General features: G+C 64.8%; 10 protein-coding genes. 2 read left to right on the plus strand and 8 right to left on the minus strand.

What is annotated here, in order from left to right; genetic code table 11:
* Positions 1-9: 9 nt before the first annotated feature.
* The 7 genes from ACOOFO_RS06660 to ACOOFO_RS06690 all read right to left on the minus strand — a co-directional run bounded on the left by ACOOFO_RS06660 (position 10) and on the right by ACOOFO_RS06690 (position 11548).
* Complete coding sequence (locus ACOOFO_RS06660) at positions 10-858, minus strand: hypothetical protein (RefSeq protein ID WP_420429187.1); 849 nt, start codon at positions 856-858, stop codon at positions 10-12.
* Positions 855-3101 carry a hydantoinase B/oxoprolinase family protein gene (locus tag ACOOFO_RS06665; protein WP_420429189.1) on the minus strand — a complete coding sequence of 749 codons (2247 nt, stop codon included), beginning with the start codon at positions 3099-3101 and terminating at the stop codon, positions 855-857. The genes ACOOFO_RS06660 and ACOOFO_RS06665 overlap by 4 nt, the downstream gene beginning before the upstream one ends.
* Positions 3098-5260 carry a hydantoinase/oxoprolinase family protein gene (locus ACOOFO_RS06670; protein WP_350215047.1) on the minus strand — a complete coding sequence of 721 codons (2163 nt, stop codon included), beginning with the start codon at positions 5258-5260 and terminating at the stop codon, positions 3098-3100. Before ACOOFO_RS06670 ends, ACOOFO_RS06665 begins: the two co-directional genes overlap by 4 nt.
* A complete protein-coding gene (locus tag ACOOFO_RS06675; RefSeq protein WP_420429191.1) occupies positions 5257-5694 on the minus strand; it encodes an acetone carboxylase subunit gamma in 438 nt (145 codons plus the stop codon). Before ACOOFO_RS06675 ends, ACOOFO_RS06670 begins: the two co-directional genes overlap by 4 nt.
* Positions 5695-5715: 21 nt before the next feature.
* Positions 5716-7626, minus strand: coding sequence for a hydantoinase/oxoprolinase family protein (locus tag ACOOFO_RS06680; protein ID WP_420429193.1), 1911 nt, complete (start codon positions 7624-7626; stop codon positions 5716-5718).
* 93 nt (positions 7627-7719) lie between these two features.
* The gene (locus ACOOFO_RS06685) at positions 7720-10431 is read right to left on the minus strand and encodes a LuxR C-terminal-related transcriptional regulator (protein WP_420429195.1); all 2712 of its coding nucleotides are present in this window, start codon (positions 10429-10431) and stop codon (positions 7720-7722) included.
* 91 nt (positions 10432-10522) lie between these two features.
* A complete protein-coding gene (locus tag ACOOFO_RS06690) occupies positions 10523-11548 on the minus strand; it encodes an NADP-dependent oxidoreductase (RefSeq protein ID WP_420429197.1) in 1026 nt (341 codons plus the stop codon).
* 327 nt (positions 11549-11875) lie between these two features.
* Between ACOOFO_RS06690 and ACOOFO_RS06695 the strand changes: the two genes are divergently transcribed.
* On the plus strand, positions 11876-13063 hold the full coding sequence (locus tag ACOOFO_RS06695; RefSeq protein WP_420429199.1) for a lipid-transfer protein: 1188 nt from the start codon (positions 11876-11878) through the stop codon (positions 13061-13063).
* A gap of 133 nt (positions 13064-13196) precedes the next feature.
* Here the strand turns inward: ACOOFO_RS06695 and ACOOFO_RS06700 are convergent, their stop codons facing one another.
* Positions 13197-14498, minus strand: a complete 1302-nt coding sequence (locus tag ACOOFO_RS06700) for a DUF3089 domain-containing protein (protein WP_420429201.1) — start codon at positions 14496-14498, stop codon at positions 13197-13199.
* A 531-nt stretch (positions 14499-15029) separates the two neighbouring features.
* Between ACOOFO_RS06700 and ACOOFO_RS06705 the strand changes: the two genes are divergently transcribed.
* Positions 15030-15920, plus strand: coding sequence for a VOC family protein (locus ACOOFO_RS06705; RefSeq protein ID WP_420429203.1), 891 nt, complete (start codon positions 15030-15032; stop codon positions 15918-15920).

Below are 15920 nucleotides of genomic sequence, written 5' to 3' on the forward strand. Positions count from 1 at the left end.
CTCCTCCGCCTAGTTGCCGCGAAGCGCAGACAGGCGCTCCAGCACGGTTTCGGGTACGCCATCCGGCGGTACCGTCGCAAAGCGGTGCTGTCCGTCGCGGGCGTTCTCCAGCGTGCCGGTTTCCCAAAAGCGCTCCGATACGCGCACCACGTGCAGGGCGCCCTCCCGCGCCTGCGCGCCAACGACAAAGGACAGGGCGGATAGCCCGTCCTCGGCATCGACGCCCGCGGGTAGCTGAATGCCGATATCCCAGCGATAGTGTCTGGCCACATTCAGCACCGGCTGGTACCAATCCAGTCGCTCCGCCGTCACCGGTCCAGCGCCTGTGGCTTCCTCAAGCAACAGCGCGTCAAGCCCGACGGATTCGAAAGAGCGCAGGAATTCGGCCATATAGACGGCGCAGCTGTCGGCTTCATCGCCACCCACCTCGACCTCGGCGTCCTCGCCAAATGCGAGCTGCCAGGCTAAGCGCACCATCGCGTATGGCGAGGGCAGCGCCAGTACCAGCGGCGCATCGGCGAAGGCGCTGCGCAGCCCCGCCAGCGTCTCCACCAGATGCGCGCGCAAGGCCTCGTCCGCCAGCAGGGTCCGTGCCGGAAACACCGGGCGGCTCTTGGCCGCCATGCTGCTTACCAGCGCTTCGTGGGACTTCGCCCATGCCCGCAGGAAGTCCGTCAGAGGCACCGCCCGGACATCCGCCGCAAGCAGGCCCTGCACCTTGCGCCGGTAGGCCACGTACTCGCCACTGTCCAGCCAGGGAGTGTGTCCGTTGGCCAGCAGCCGTTCGGTATAGGCCGCATCGTCCAGCCAGAGCAGCGGCGTATCGCTTGCCTGCAAGGTCGTCACGAGGCCGCTCATGCGGATTGCAGCCGAGCCACTTCCGCTTCCAGTTCGGCGATGCGGACATCCTTGGGATTGAGCATGAACTGGCTCTGGAGCGCCTTGCCGTCCATCTTGACGCGCTCTCCCAGCATCACGCCGTAGACGGTGCTGACATCCGGCCCCCAGCAGCCCATGTAGGGCAAGTCCGCGGGCGGCTCGTCGGTGCACCAGTCGGCGACGAAGGCGTCGTAGGGCTTGCCGCGGGCGATGCGCGCACGCCGTTCCTCGTTGCGCAGCTTTTGGGTGGCCTCGACGTCCACCAGACGGGAGGCGGGGTCGTAGACCACCTTGAAGATGTCGCGCGCGGTGTCGTCGCTGATCAAGGATTCTTCGAGGTCCCGCATCACCGCGGCCGGGTCGCGTTGCAGGACGTCGCCGTAGCCGCCGCCGGCCCCCTGGCACATCATGTAGAGCTCGCCCGGTGCGGCCAGCTCGAAGGTCATGGCCATGGGATGCGTCGAGTACTGCGCCGCCTCCACCGGCTGGTTGTTCATGATGTCGAGAATGTCGAAGCGGATGTTCTCGGGACGCTCGGCGAGCTCCTCGAAAATGTCGATTCCCTTGACCTTGCACAGCGGGTAGGTGGGCGAGGCGTAGCCGCCGAACAGGGGTTGTGCGGAAGGGAACAGCGACCCCGAACACCCCGTCATGTAGCCCCACAGATCGGATCCCCGGAAGCTGTGGATCTGCTCGTAGCCGAGGCCGGAGCGCTGCTTGCCGAAGCCGACCCGATCCTTGGCCAGCGTGAAGGCACCGAGGCGGACCAGTGGCAGATCCTCCTCCATCAGCTCGATCTCGCCGAGGTCGCAGCAGGCAGAGAAGGGCGGCGACACGGAATGCTCACCATCCCGGTGGCTGCGTCCGCCCTGGCCCATACCGTTGATGTCGGCGCAGAAGTTGCCGACGAACTCGGCGTGCTGCGTCATGCCGCCATAGATCAGCGTGGCGGGCTGGTCGTATTGGGGGGCGACCATCGCCGTGTAGCGGTGCGGCAGGCTGTAGTTGAACTTGGCCATCGGGATGGAGGCGATGGTCATGGTCTTGAACAGCGGGATCAGGCTCATGGCCTGCGGCGTCTCGAAGGAGCCGTTGATGATGGAGTTGTCGTCGAAGATGAAATCAAACGGCGTGAACACCGCCATCGTGAAGGGCAGGTCCGGCCAGACATTCATCATGAAGCCGCAGAACAGCATGGTCTTGAAGGAGGCCTGACAGGCGTTGATCGAGCGGTTGATCAGCTCCGGTGACGACCCGCGCATGTCCACCGTGATGCGGTCGCCCTTCACTGTGACCGCCATGTTGAGCTTGAGCAGGGCGCTTTCGCGCAGGGTCGAGTCCGCGAAGGAGACCGTGCGGGTGACGCCGTCCGGCAGCTCCTGAATGCGCCGGCGGACTTCATCCGCCACGTCCTCCAGCTGCTTGCGCAGCATGACGATCAGCGCCTCGGGGCCGTGGTCTTCCAGTACGCGCATGATGCGCTCGCGCAGGCGGATCACCGAGTGCAGCCGCACCTTCATGTCTTCCAGCTGCAGCTTCGGATCGCGCACCGAGTTCTGCAGGAAGGTGACGATGTCGCGCTTGAGCTCGAAGTTCTCGGCGCAGCGGAAGGGCGGCATCTTCAGCCCTTCGTCGTACTTGCTTTCGGCCGCCGCTGGCATGCCGCCGGGTTCGCAGGAACCGTTTTCGCCCTCGTGGATGGTGGCGGAAATCCAGCAGACCAGACGCCCTTCCCAGAACACCGGCATCATCATCGACTGGTCGGTGTTGTGAATGCCGCCATAGCGGGCGTCGTTGTGGATGAAGGCATCCCCCTCGCGCACGCCGACCGTGGGTTCGTCCGCCCAGTACTTGTTGATGAACTTGATCGGGTAGAACACGGCGGCGGCAAAGCCGCCGACCCCGTGCGGTGCAATCAGCGACAGGTCGCCGGAGGCGGTGAAGATGGCGGTGGTCATGTCCCCCCACTTGGCGCCGGGTGCTGCCCCCATCTGCTCGATCATGGTGTGCGATTCGTCCAATGCCGCCACCACCAGCCCGCGCACCTCGTTGATCTTGTGCGGGTCCACCGCACCGGACAGAAGCTGCTCCTCGATGTCGGTGCGTGCTTCGATCTTGTGGTTTTCCATGATCGCCGGGTCGGGCGCATAGAACATCTTGTTGTTCTGCAGAAAGCGGTCGAGCAGTTCCTGCTGTTCAGGCGTCATCTGCGGATAGTTCATGAGAGGCTCCGGGTGGTTGCTGGGATGCTGTCGATGGCGGTGAACCAGACCGCTTTCTGCTCCGCCGCACGGAAGCGCCAGCCTGGCTCCACCAGATAGGTGGTGGCGCGGGTGACGACGATGGCCGGCCCGTCGATTTCGGTGCCCGCGGTCAGCGCCGCGTCGTCATAGATCGGTGTGGCGAGGGCGCCGTCGACGCCGACAAAGTGGCAGTCGCGCGTGGTCACGGGCGCGGGCGGCGGCAGCCCCGGGCCCACCGGCCGGATGCCGGTGAACTGGATGCCGGGGTGTTCGACATAGGCGCAGACGCGAATGGTGTTGATACGCACGCCGGCCTCTGGTGTCTGGCTGCCTTCGCCGAAGCGTTCGCCATAGCGGGCGAAGAACTGCTCGATCAGTCTGATGACGTCTTCCGGACCGGTGATGCGGTTGAGATCGGTCACCACCGCGGTTTCCACGCGCTGGTTGCCATAGCGCATGTCGAGCTCCAGGCGGAAGCCGATCTGATCCGGCGTGAAGCCCTGTCGCACGAGGTCTTCGCGCCCGCGGGCCTCCAATTGCTCGACGATCCCGTTGAAGAAGTCGTAGTCGCTGAAGAAGACCTGGCGGTTGGCGTCAAAGAGCACGGTCCAGGTGCTCATCTCGTGGATGTGCAGCTGGCTCATATTGCCCGCGCCGCAGGCGGAGAAGACCGAGGCGAAGGGCGGCGCCAGGATGGTTTTCACCCCCAGTGCCTTGGCGATGCCGCAGGCATGCAGCGGGCCGTTGCCGCCGTAGGCCAGTGTGGTGAAGTTCTCGGGCTCGTAGCCGCGGGTGCGCAGCTCGCGCGCGATGCCGTTGGCCATGTTGGCGTCGACGGTGGACTTGATCAGCTTCGCCACTTCCACCACCGGCAAATCCAGGTCATCGGCCAGATGCTCCTCGATCGCCTGCTTCGAACGCCGCGGATTGAGCTTGATGAATCCGCCGGCGTAGTGCCCCGGATCGAGGTAGCCCAGCATCAGGTCGGCGTCGGTCACCGTCGGCTTGAGGCCGCCACGGTCGTAACAGGCCGGTCCCGGGTCCGAGCCTGCCGACTCGGGGCCTACCTGCACGGTCTTGAACATCCGGTCGTAGCTGCAGATGGAGCCGCCGCCGGCACCCAGTGTGACGAGATGCACCATCGGCACACTGACCATCCAGCGTTCGATCACCGGATTGAAGTCGTAGTGCTTGACCCCGCCTTCCACCACGATGCCGATGTCGAAGCTGGTACCGCCCATGTCGGTGGCAACAATGTTGCCGAGCCCGGTCTGGGTGGCGAGATGCTCGCTGGCGGCAATGCCGGACACCGGCCCGGAGTGCACGGTCTGCAGCGCGTCCGTGGAGTTCAACTGGGCCATGCCGCCCGAGTTGTGATTGCACAGCATCGGCTTCTCATAGCCCGCGTTGCGCAGGTTCAGCTCCAGCGTTCCCAGCCCGTGGTACATCACCTGATGCAGGAAGCCGTCGATGATGGTCGACATGGCGCGCACGTATTCCCCCTTGCGGCCCGCCACCTGGTGCGACAGCAGCATCGGGATGGCGCCGAGCAGGTGCCCGGGGTACTCCTCCAGGAAGATTTCGCGGATGCGCAGCTCGTGCACGGGGTTGACCACCGAGTTGGCCAGCACCACCACGACGGCTTCCGCACCCTTGTCGACCAGGATGCGCAGGCTCTCGCGCAGACTGTCCTCGTCCAGTGGCATGACCACGGAACCGGCGTAATCGACGCGCTCGCGTACCTCCTGAATCATCGGGATCGGAACAATCGGGTCCGGTCGCTGCGCGTTGGGCACATCCATCTGCTGCTTGTGGGGCAGGCCGGTGGCGTAACCCTTGGCGCGCGTCAGGGGCACCGAGGACTTGAAGCCCGCCGTGGTCAGCAGGCCCAGGCGTGGCCCCTTGCGTTCGATCAGGGCGTTGGTGCCCAGGGTGGTGGCGTAGCGCACCGAATCGACCTGCGACAGCAGTTCGCGTTCGCTGATGCCGAGGTCGCCGCAGGCGTTGGTCAGGGCCTCGTTGAAGCCCAGCGCCAGGTTCTGATGTGTGGTCAGCGCCTTCGACTCGATGCAGTGCGAATCCCAGGCCACGAAGCAGTCGGTGAAGGTGCCACCGATATCCACGGATACGCGCTTCATGAGCGGCCCTCCGCGGCGGGATACTGGGCCACGGGCTGCCCGCCGTGGGCGGCGGGGCGCGGCGGTTCGCTGCCGACAGGTGCGACCTTGACTTCCTCGCGGTCGCGCCACTGTTCCTTGAGCACGTCGAGATCCAGCTCGATATCCCGCACCGGAGGGTGGCCCGGCGGCAGATACTCGGTCTCGATCATGCTGCCGCAGTGCGGGCAGTAGTACTCCAGGATGCGGCACCAGGCGGGGTTGGGCGCATAGGTGTATTCGTAACGCTCGGGGTCGAGCAGCGGCTTGTGGATCTCCCGCGGGTCGCGGTCGTACACCAGCAGACCGCGCTTGTAGTTGTCACGCGCGTCAAACAGTTCGCCGCCACAGGCGCGGCACTCCCAGCGCTCCGAATCCAGGTCGATGCGCAGGTTTTCGGTAATCAGTACTTTCATGTTCGGGCTCCCTTGCACGGTTTATTGACGCGACAGCAGGACATCGCCCGCATCGCTGATCTCGAAGGACCAGCCCGCATCGATTCGGCAGGTAAAGAAGGCTTCTTCCAGCACCGCCGGGCCGCTTGCCGACGCGCCCGCGGGCTGGTCCTCGACGCGATAGAGCGGAAGGTCCGCCATCGCGCCATCCGTCGCCACACGGCGTTCGCCGTGCTGTACCGGCGACACCCGTGCACCGGTGAACTGTCCGCGGAGGTCCGGCTTGGCGATGGCGCGCGTGGCCCGAAGCTGCAAGCTCACGCTTTCACCGGGGCCTGCCTCGGGCAGCGTGCCGATGTCGGGTGTGGATTCATCGCGCGTGGGTCCGGTGACACGTACGCGCCAATCCAGGTCGCATTCGGAGAGGGCGAAGCCCTCGGCATACATCCCGCGCTCGGCGCGCTTCATGAGGTCCGCGCGTGCCGATTCGAGATCGGTATCGCCATCGGCGGGCGTCTCGTAGACATGGGAAATATCGGAGAAGCCGAGACCGAAAGCGGAGAACACGGCGGCCAATCCGGGAATCAGCACCTTGGAGACGCCCACCGCCTCGGCCACCTTGCACACAACGAAGGGGCCGGCACCGCCAAAGGCCGCCAGGGTGGTGTCCGGCGAGACGGTCGTGAAGGCACGAATCCCCTCCGCGACCTTCTCCACCCAGGCCGCTTCCATTCTCGCCACCGCCTTATCCGTGTCGATGCCCAGGGGCGTGGCGACATGGGTCTCGACGGCCTTGCGTGCACGGTCGCTGTCGATCTTGAGCTCCCCGCCGAAATAGGAAGCGGGGTCGAGCAGGCCAGCCAGCAGGAAGGCGTCCGTGATCGTCGCCTGTGTCCCGCCCAGACCGAAGCAGGCCGGGCCGGGGGCACTGCCCACGCTCTCGGGGCCGACCTGGATGGCGTCCGCCTGCGAACGGATGATCGAAGAACCGCCCACACCGACGCTGACCATGTTGCACAGCGGGAAGGAGACCTCCACGCCTTCGACCCGTCCATGCACGTCCTCGGTGACGCAGTTGTCGCGAACCTCACCGATATCCGTGGTTGTGCCACCGATATCGATGGACACCAGATGCTTCAGTCCCAAATGTTCGGCAAGCGCCCGGGTTCCTTCCATGCCACCGCGGGGGCCGGAGCTGTAGGTGCGCAGGGCGATGGTCTTGGCAACACGTCCCGAATGGCCATCGTTGCGGAAGATCAGCAAGGGGTTCTGCGCCTTGTTGGCCCGCAGCTTGTGCTCGGCGTTGTAGAGGAAGCGCTCCATGGCCGGATGCAGGAAGGCGTTGAACAGCGCCGTCCAGGCGCGCCGCACGTCGTCGTTGTCGCGCACCATTTCGTGGGAGTAGAGGATGGGCAGGGCACCCAGCAAGTGCTGCGGGAACTTGCGCAGCAAGATGCTCTTGATCGTGCTCTCGGCGTTCAGGTGGTCCGGACCGCCGTGCGCGACGACGATGCGATTGGCCCCCGCCGATGCCAGTTGGTTGACGGCGTCGACAAGCCGTGGCTCCAGGTCCTTGGCGTCGACGCTGGCATCCAGTAGCGCGACGCGCGCATCCACCATGTCGCGGAACAGCTTGGCGTATTCGGGGGTCGACTGAAAATCCGCCGCACCCAGCGTGCCGGATACAACCAGACCCAGGCGCGGGCCTTTGCGCTCGACCAGGGCGTTGGTGCCCTGCGTGGTCGAATAGCGGATGTGATCTGTGCTGGCGAGCAGCGAGACCACGTCCGACGCCCCATAGATCTGCGCGGACACCTTGACCAGTCCCTCAAAGAAACACTTGGACAGATCGAAAGGGGTGGTCAGGGTTTTGGTTCTGTACACCTGTGCGCCGTCCATCACGCAGATGTCGGTCAAGGTGCCGCCGTTATCAATATTGATGAGTTTCCCCATCGTCGTCTCCTCAGAATGCGGTCTGAGGACGGTAGGGCAGCGAAGGGGGGGCGTCCCCACCCTAAAGAATTGATATGACGGGGTGCGGCGAAGTCAGTCGATCATGCCCAGATTGCGTGCCACGACGACGGCTTGCACGCGATTGCTGATCTGCAGCTTTTCGAAGATATTGCGCAGATGCCATTTCACTGTGTTGGTGGAGACCGACAGCCGCTCTGCAAGATCCTTGTTGGATAGACCGAGGGCGACATAGCGCAGCAAATTGCGTTCCTTTTCGGTCAGCCCCGCAGCGAGTTGCGCGGACATGCCGCCGCTTTCCTCCACCGGGGATTCCAGCGCGGGGCCGGCGCGCTCGCCGGCCTCGGACAGCAGGTGATCCAGGTAGCCGGTCAGCCCATCCTGGTGGCCCAGTACCGGCACCTGCTCCAATGACCGCCGCACCTCTTTCAGCACCTGCCGGACCATGCTGCCCTCGTCGAGGAAGCTGCGGACAAAGTTTCCCGGTGGGCACAGTTCCAGGGCTTCGAGCAGGTTGCGCCTTGCGCAGTTGCCGCGGCCCTCTGCGTGGTTGGCCATGGCCAGCAGCAGCGTCAGCTTGAGTTCGCGCCGTCGTCGCCGCTGACCGTGGGCACGGCGGATTTCGGCCTGCAGTACGCGGCGGGCCTCCGTGGTGCGCCCGATGTGGATGAGGTAGCGCGCCCAGCAAATGGTGTGCAGCTCGTTCTCACCGGCATGGAAGAGCAGGTCGGCGCTGCCATCGAAGTGGTCAACGTCCAGGTCGCGCAGCAGACGCGCCGCGAGTTCGAGATCGCCCGACAAGGTGGCCTGCCGTACGCGCTCGGCGGTGGCACAGGCAACCAGGCGGGCAAAGTCGTGCCGGTAGCCGATGTACAAGGCGCGGTCGAGTATTGCCTCGGTTTCGGCCGTGTCGCCGCGGAAGAAGGCAATGCGGGCCCGTGTCAGAAAGAGCGTGGCCAGCGGGTCGACGATGGCCTGTTGCTCGGCCAGTGCGCCGTAGTCGGTGAGCAGGGTGCGCGCGTCCTCGATGCGGTTCTGCTCATATTGGGCATCGGCCAGATACACCGCCAGCACCGAGCCCGCGCTCAAGCTGCCGCAGGATTCCTCCTCGGTGCGTCGCAGCGCCGCCGCCAGGCCCTGAGCTGCCTCGTGGATGCGCCCCTCGGCGCTCAGCGACATGCTGAACACGGCCTCCTGATAGGCCTGGCCGAAGAGCGAGCCGTCCCGATCATGGAGCGGGCGGGCCCGCAGCAGGAGCCCGCGCGCGGCCTCGAAATCGCCGCGTCCGACTAGCCACATCGCGCGTGCATTGAGTGTGACGCCAAAGTGGAAGCCGTCCTCCGAGCTCAGCTGCTGGCTCGCCTCCTGGGCGGCCGGACCCAGCTCCTCGATGCGGTCCTGTGCCACCAGCACAAAGAGGCGCATGCAGTTGAGAACCCCCATCGCGTGCTGGTCGTCGCTGCCGGCCAGCTTCTCTGTGCGCGCCGCAATCAGACGGTGTGCCTTGTCAAAGGCGCGGCGGAAGCCGTAGGCGATGATCGCCGCATTGGCCAGGCGCTCGTATTCCAGCACCAATTCGACCGGCAGATGATCGACATACTGCTCGATCAAGCCCAGGCGTTCCTCGGCAACCAACTGCTCGCAGACCTCATCCATCATCGCGGCGGCGAGGGTGACGTTGCCGGCCTCGATCCAGTGCTGAACCGCTTCTTCGCGATAGCCGTGCGCCGCGTACCAGTCCCCGATCCTTTGCTGCTGCAGACGCAGCGCTTCCGGTTCGGTTTGCTGGCGCATGCGTGTCAGCAGAAAGCGGCGGAACAGGTTGTGAAAGCGGTACCAGTGGCCTTCCAGGTCGACCTGGCTCAGAAACAGCCCGGCGCGCTCGATTTCGTCAATCAATGCCTGGCTGTCGCCATCGCCCGTGATGAAGGACACCAGTTCGCTATTCAGCTTCTCCGGCACACACAGCAGAAAGAGCGTGGACTGCAGGTCTTCCGTCAGGTGACTGAACACCTCGGCGGCTAGGAAGCTGATGAGGTCCTGCGTGATGCCCTTTCCGGCATAGGCCAATCCGCGGTGCTCGCGCCCGCGCTGCAAACACAGGCGGATGCACTGCAAGGCGGCCGGCCAGCCATCCGTGCGCTGATGCAGGTCAGTGATGTCTGCGGCGGAAAGCCCCGGAAACTCGCGCAGGAATTCACCGCATTCCTCACGATCGAAACGCAAGTCGTGTTCGTCCACCACAATCATTTCGCCGCGCATGCGCAGACTGGCGAGATGATCCGAGGGCAGGACGCGCGATCCGATGCACAACTGCACCCCCGGCGGCAGATTGCGCACCACCTGCAGGAAGACCCCTTCGAGGTCCGCCGTGAAGGCCTGCTCGAAGTTATCGATCACGATCAGTCCGCCGCCCCGCAGGCGGTCGAGTGCGCGATAGAAGTCCTGAAGCGTGCGGGGGCGGGCCTCGGATTCGGCCTGGTGCTTCCGGTGACGTTCGTCAAAGCCGTCCGCCGCGTCACAGAGCAGCCGCAGGAACTGGGCGGGGTCGGCAGAGCGGGCGTCCATGCGCATCCACGCGATGCGGTCGCCCCGGGAAGCGCGATAGCGACTGTATTGCCGCAGTAGCGTGGTCTTGCCGAAGCCGGCCGGGCCCTGGACCAACACCAGCGGCGTGCGTGGGCTGGTCTTCAGCCGCTCCAGTGCGGCCGTGCGCGTAACGGTGGTGGGTGCCTGCGGGCTGCTTTCGCCTGCGGCACCGGTCGGCGAGTCAACCGCTTCGGACATACGCTTTGCTGGATCGTCGTCCTTGCCAGGGGCCTGCTTCAGCATAGCGCCGCGCATGCGTGAGGAGGAAGGCATCGGCCCTGCCGCCCGCTCAGTGCGCGGCCGGCTCTGCACCGATCTTCACCATGACCTTGCCGTGGTTGCCACCGTGGTAGAGGAGTTGAAGCGCATCGACCGCGTTCTCCAGTCCCTCGACCACATGCAGGCGGTAGTTGAGTCGGCCTTCGCGCATCCAGTCCGCCAGCTTGGCCTGGAATTCGGGATAGCGATCAAGGTAGTCGAGAATCACGAAGCCCCGGATGGTGAGCCGGCGCATGATGACGTTGCGGAACATATAAGGCCCCGGAACAGGGCCGTCGGCGTTGTAGCTGGAGATCAGTCCGCAGATGACGACGCGGCCGAAATCCTTCATGACGGTGAGGCCGGCGTCCAGGATGTCGCCGCCGACGTTTTCGAACAGCACATCGATGCCGTCCGGCGCGAGTGTGCGGAGCTGGCCGACCACATCCCCTTTTTTGTAGTCCACCACCTCGTCGTAGCCGAAGAGCGACTTGAGGCGCTCGCACTTCTCGGCACCGCCGGCGATGCCAATGGTGCGGCATCCGTGAATCTTGGCGATCTGCCCGACCAGCATACCCACGGCACCGGCCGCGGCGCTGACCACCACGGTATCTCCCGGCTTCGGGTCTCCGATTTCCATCAATCCCACGAGGGCGGTGGGGCCGGCCACGGTAAGAATCCCGAAGGCATCGGCAATCGACAGCCCCGGAATCGGCGGCATCTTCTGGAAGGCGCTGCCGTCGTCAATGATGTAGTCGGACCAGCTCCCGAGCCCGGTCACCAGATCCCCCGCCTGGTACCCGTCGTGCCTGGACTCCATGACCTCGCCAATGAGGAATCCCTTCATCCGCTCGCCGACGGGGATGGGTTCCATGTACAGATCGAGATCGCCGATCCACAGGCGGTGCGTCGCATCCATCGAGAGATAGATGCTGCGTACCAGGAATTCGTTGTCCTGCAGGGCAGGCAGTGCCTCTTCGCGCAGGGCCAGGGTTTGATCGTCCATCTCCCCCTTGGGCCGTTGGTTGAAATACCAGTGGCGTGCCGTCTTCGGCATGGTGGTCTCCTCTATAGTTGTTTGATGCCTGCAAGCGCAAGAACCGCAGTGTCACTGCGTGCCCCGCCATAGACCCCACCCGAAAGAATGGGGTGGGGTGCGGTCGCCTTCCGTGATGGGCGGCTTTCGCGCCGTCAAGGGCCACTGCGCTGTCTGCAATGTAGACCGAGACGGGCCAATGGCAAAGCGCAATCGCACATACAGGCCGCCGAGCTGCACCAGCAGCAAGCACCCTATTCGAAAGAGCGGGGCGTGGGGCGCCGATGCCGATTAGGGTTTGCGACTGCCCCGCCTACGCGGTGCCTATAACCTTCAGGAGGCCTATCGATGAGTCGTTCCGTAGTGGTGGCCGGTGTCGGCATGATCCCTTTCCGCAAGCCCGGTCAAAGCGCGACCTATGACGTCATGGGCGCCGAAGCCGTGAGCCTGGCGCTCAAGGACGCCGGTATCGATTACGACTTGATCCAGCAGGCGTATGCGGGTTACGTCTATGGCGACAGCACCTGCGGGCAGCGCGCGCTCTACCGCGTGGGTCAGACTGGTATTCCAGTCATCAACGTCAACAACAACTGCTCATCCGGTTCCAGCGCCCTGTTCCTGGCGCGCCAGGCGGTGGAAAGCGGTGTCGTCGACTGCGCGTTGGCGCTGGGCTTCGAGCAGATGATGCCGGGCGCGCTGGGCAGCGTCTTCGTCGACCGCCCGAACCCCTTGGGCCCATTCATCGACATGGCGCAGGAATTGCAACCCGATCCGGACGCCTTCATGGCGCCGCACCTCTTCGGCGGGGCAGGCTACGAACACGCGCAGAAGTACGGGACCCGGCCGGAAACCTTTGCGATGATTGCCGCCAAGGCGCGCAAGCATGCAGAGCACAATGACAAGGCGATCTTCCGCGTGCCGCTGAGCGTGGAGGAAATTCTCGCCTCGCCGGTCGTCTACAAGTACCTGACACGGTTGCAGTGCTGTCCGCCCACTTGCGGCGGCGCTGCCGCGATCGTCGTGAGCCCGTCCTTCGCCAAGCGGCACGGTATCGATAGCCGTGTACGCATTCTCGGCCAGGCACTCACCACGGACACCGCCTCCACCTTTGCATCGCAGTCCATGATCCGCGCGGTCGGTTTCGAGCTTTCGCGCGAAGCGGCACAGCGCGTCTATGAGCAGGCCGGTGTGGGGGCGGACGACGTCGACGTCTGTGAACTGCATGACTGCTTCACCGCGAATGAGCTGATCACCTATGAAGCGCTGGGCTTTGCGCCCGAAGGCGAGGCCGAGGCCTTTGTTCGGGATGGCGACAATACCTACGGCGGCAAGGTCGTCACCAACCCCTCCGGCGGGCTGCTCTCCAAGGGCCATCCTCTCGGTGCCACAGGATTGGCGCAGTGCACGGAGCTGGTCGAGCAGTTGCGTGGCCAAAGCGGAGCCCGGCAGGTGGAAGGCGCGCGTTTCGCACTGCAGCACAATATCGGCACGGGTAGTGCCTGCGTGGTGACGCTGTATGGCCTTCAGGATGCGTGACGCGGTCTGAGCCTTGGGCGCTATGGGCCGCCAAAGTCGGGGCCCGTTCCAGCGTCCGGTCGGGATGCGATCAACACCCAGGCCAGCAGCCGACGACCTTGCCGGGCGGCTGGACCCCGGCTGTGCAGTGCCTTCACATGTGTTCACCCCGCAGTTGCGGGGCCGTCCCTAACTGCCGGTTGCGCCAGGCATTGCCCTGACGGCCGGCGAGGTCGACCAGATCCTGCTGCGCAAGCGACACATCCGCCAGATGCAGACCCCAGCCGGTACCGCCGAGGAATTCGCCGGGATAGTTGTCGGCACGCGGGCCTTCGGGCTCGGGGTCGATGCGCACCTCGAGATAACTGGTGTCGTTGGCGTCCAGCACGCATTCGCCGCGGATCTGTCCCGGCACTGCGTAATAGGGCGTATCGATGGCCGCGTTCTCTAGGCGGCTCTGATAAGGCCCGCCACTGCCGCGCGGAATCAGTAGCGCCTGATAGACGGGCGGCAGACGGAAAGGAATGCGCATGGCCAGATCCGCCTCGCCCCCAGCCAGGGCCGCTGGGTGGTTGCACAGGGCCACGGTGTCCGGGTCCGGAGTCGTGCCAAAGCGCGGGTCGTCGAGCTGCGGGTCGCCCTCGCGGTAGCTCGCGTAGCTCACCACGCAGCCGAACTGCTCCGCGTCGCGGCAGGCCGGTGTGCGCTGGAAGGCGCCGCCGACGTCCTTGCCGCGTGGCACCGCCACCGACGTACCCAGCAGATGGGCGCCGATGAGGCGTTCGTGCAACGCGTCGTTGGGCTCGATTTCCTCGGCCACCAGCCGGCGTAACAGCCCGGAGCCCTGCGAGTGCCCCACCAGCAGAAAGCCGCGGCCCTCGCTGTTGTTGGCAACGTACTCGCGGAAGGCATCGAGCACATCACCATAGGCGGTCTCCAACGCCTCCTGCGGAATCCCCAATGCATCCAGCTCACCCGGCAGGAAGCTGGTCACCACCGCACCCGCCAGCCGCGTCAACGTGAGCTGACGATAGACCGGCGCAAAGGTGCGGCAGACCTCCCCGTAGCGTGCGAACTGGGCAGCCGTCGTCTCGCGCTCCTGCGGCCCCGGATTCAGGTCCGAGTTCGTGCCTGGGTCCGTGCTCGTGGTGGGGTAGACATAGAAGCAGTCGAAGGGCGCTTCCTGTGCGGCGGCAAAGCCCAATTCGGAGGCCTGCCCGTCCTTCGCCACGGCCGTGGTGCGCAGGTCCGCCGCGCAGACATCGTCCTCCTCGGCTTGCTCCGGATGGCACAGCCAGTTCTCTGTGCCGGAATAAATCTCGCTGCTGTAGCCGGGGTAGGGGTTGGCCGCAGCGGAGCTGTCCTCCGACGGACCGCTCCCACTGTCACTACAAGCAACCAGGATGAGGGCGGTGAGGGCGGGCAGCGCGTGCAGCGCGAACGGGGCCTTCGGCATCTATGCAGTCTCCTTTCTTTCTGAACGCGAAAGGTGCCCGAAGCGAGGGTGTAGCGCCATCGCGAAAATGCATGAGGAATGACCCAGCTGCGAAGTGCCACTGGCACTTCGGTCCCGACTGCGCCCTTCTCGCTTTTTGTGGCAGCTAGCCAATAGGGACTTTCTGCGAGCTTATCGGCAGTCACTAAGCTCGGCCGTCCGGGCCATACTAAGTGACCCAGCCGGGGCCATCCTTGGCTCCGGCGGTGAGTCGGATTGCGACTTGCGCTCGGCGAGCCGGTTCCGACTTGGAGCAATTTTGCTCGTCTCACCGCGTTGCTATTAGCTGCACCTTGCGAGCTTGTCGGCAGTCACTAGGTTCGACATCCATGTCTCACCAAGTGACCCGGCCAAGGCCATCCATGGCCTTGGCGGTGAGTCCAGCTGCGAAGTGCCACTGGCACTTCGGTCTGGACTCACCCCAACGGACGACGCTGTTGGGACAGGGGATTTTGATAATGACCCGGTCTCCAAAAAGGGGTGTGACGTCCTATGGCGCAGATCTCACAACTTGCGTACATCGTGGCCGAAACCACGGATCTCGAGCGGTGGCGCAGCTATGCCGAGCAGGTGCTGGGCATGCAGGCGTTGGACGATGGCGATGGGTTGGCCATCAAGATGGACGAGCGGGACTTTCGCATGTCCGTCCGTAGCGGGGAAGCGGATCGCTACCTCGCGTCGGGTTGGCAGGTGGAAGATGCCGCCGCCTTTGAAGGTGCCAAAGAGGCGCTGACCGGCGCTGGTGTGACGGTGACGCCGGGCGACGACGCGCTGAAGCAGGCGCGTCGTGTGGCGGACATTGCGCTGTTCACGGACCCGGCCGGTAACCAGCACGAGCTGAGCTACGGCTATACCGGAGGCGCGGCGCCGTTTGTGTCGCCCTGCGGCGTGCCGGGCTTCAAGACGGGCATCTACGGCATGGGCCATACGGTACTGCCGGCGCTGCCCTTTGATGAAACACGTGCGCTCTTTGTCGACACCCTGGGTTTCGGCGCCTCGGACGAATTCAAGTTCGAGCCGCCGGATGGCTCGCCCGGCATGCGCATCCACTTCCTGCACTGCATCAACGGACGGCACCACAGCCTCGCCCTGGCCGAGATGCCGAACCCGGCCGGCTGCGTGCACATCATGGTGGAAGTCGAGTCGATGACCGAAGTCGGCCGTGCGCACGACCGAATGCAGCAGTACGACGTGAAGCTGATGGCGACGCTGGGGCAGCACACCAACGACAAGATGACGTCCTTCTACATGATGACGCCGTCGAATTTCGCCATCGAATTCGGCTGGGGCGGCGAGATTGTCGACCCCGCCCATCACGAAACCACCCACACCGAAAGCGTGAGCATCTGGGGCCACGACTTCTCGGTCGGCTTCCAGCAGTAA

The sequence above is a fragment of the Algiphilus sp. genome (genome assembly GCF_965216485.1).
In the GTDB taxonomy this organism is placed as follows: Bacteria; Pseudomonadota; Gammaproteobacteria; order Nevskiales; family Nevskiaceae; genus Algiphilus.

Coding starts and splice junctions, on each gene's coding strand:
- ACOOFO_RS06660 (WP_420429187.1), bottom strand. CDS start 858: ATGAGCGGCCTCGTGACGACCTTGCAGGCAAGCGATACGCCGCTGCTC.
- ACOOFO_RS06665 (WP_420429189.1), bottom strand. CDS start 3,101: ATGAACTATCCGCAGATGACGCCTGAACAGCAGGAACTGCTCGACCGC.
- ACOOFO_RS06670 (WP_350215047.1), bottom strand. CDS start 5,260: ATGAAGCGCGTATCCGTGGATATCGGTGGCACCTTCACCGACTGCTTC.
- ACOOFO_RS06675 (WP_420429191.1), bottom strand. CDS start 5,694: ATGAAAGTACTGATTACCGAAAACCTGCGCATCGACCTGGATTCGGAG.
- ACOOFO_RS06680 (WP_420429193.1), bottom strand. CDS start 7,626: ATGGGGAAACTCATCAATATTGATAACGGCGGCACCTTGACCGACATC.
- ACOOFO_RS06685 (WP_420429195.1), bottom strand. CDS start 10,431: ATGTCCGAAGCGGTTGACTCGCCGACCGGTGCCGCAGGCGAAAGCAGC.
- ACOOFO_RS06690 (WP_420429197.1), bottom strand. CDS start 11,548: ATGCCGAAGACGGCACGCCACTGGTATTTCAACCAACGGCCCAAGGGG.
- ACOOFO_RS06695 (WP_420429199.1), top strand. CDS start 11,876: ATGAGTCGTTCCGTAGTGGTGGCCGGTGTCGGCATGATCCCTTTCCGC.
- ACOOFO_RS06700 (WP_420429201.1), bottom strand. CDS start 14,498: ATGCCGAAGGCCCCGTTCGCGCTGCACGCGCTGCCCGCCCTCACCGCC.
- ACOOFO_RS06705 (WP_420429203.1), top strand. CDS start 15,030: ATGGCGCAGATCTCACAACTTGCGTACATCGTGGCCGAAACCACGGAT.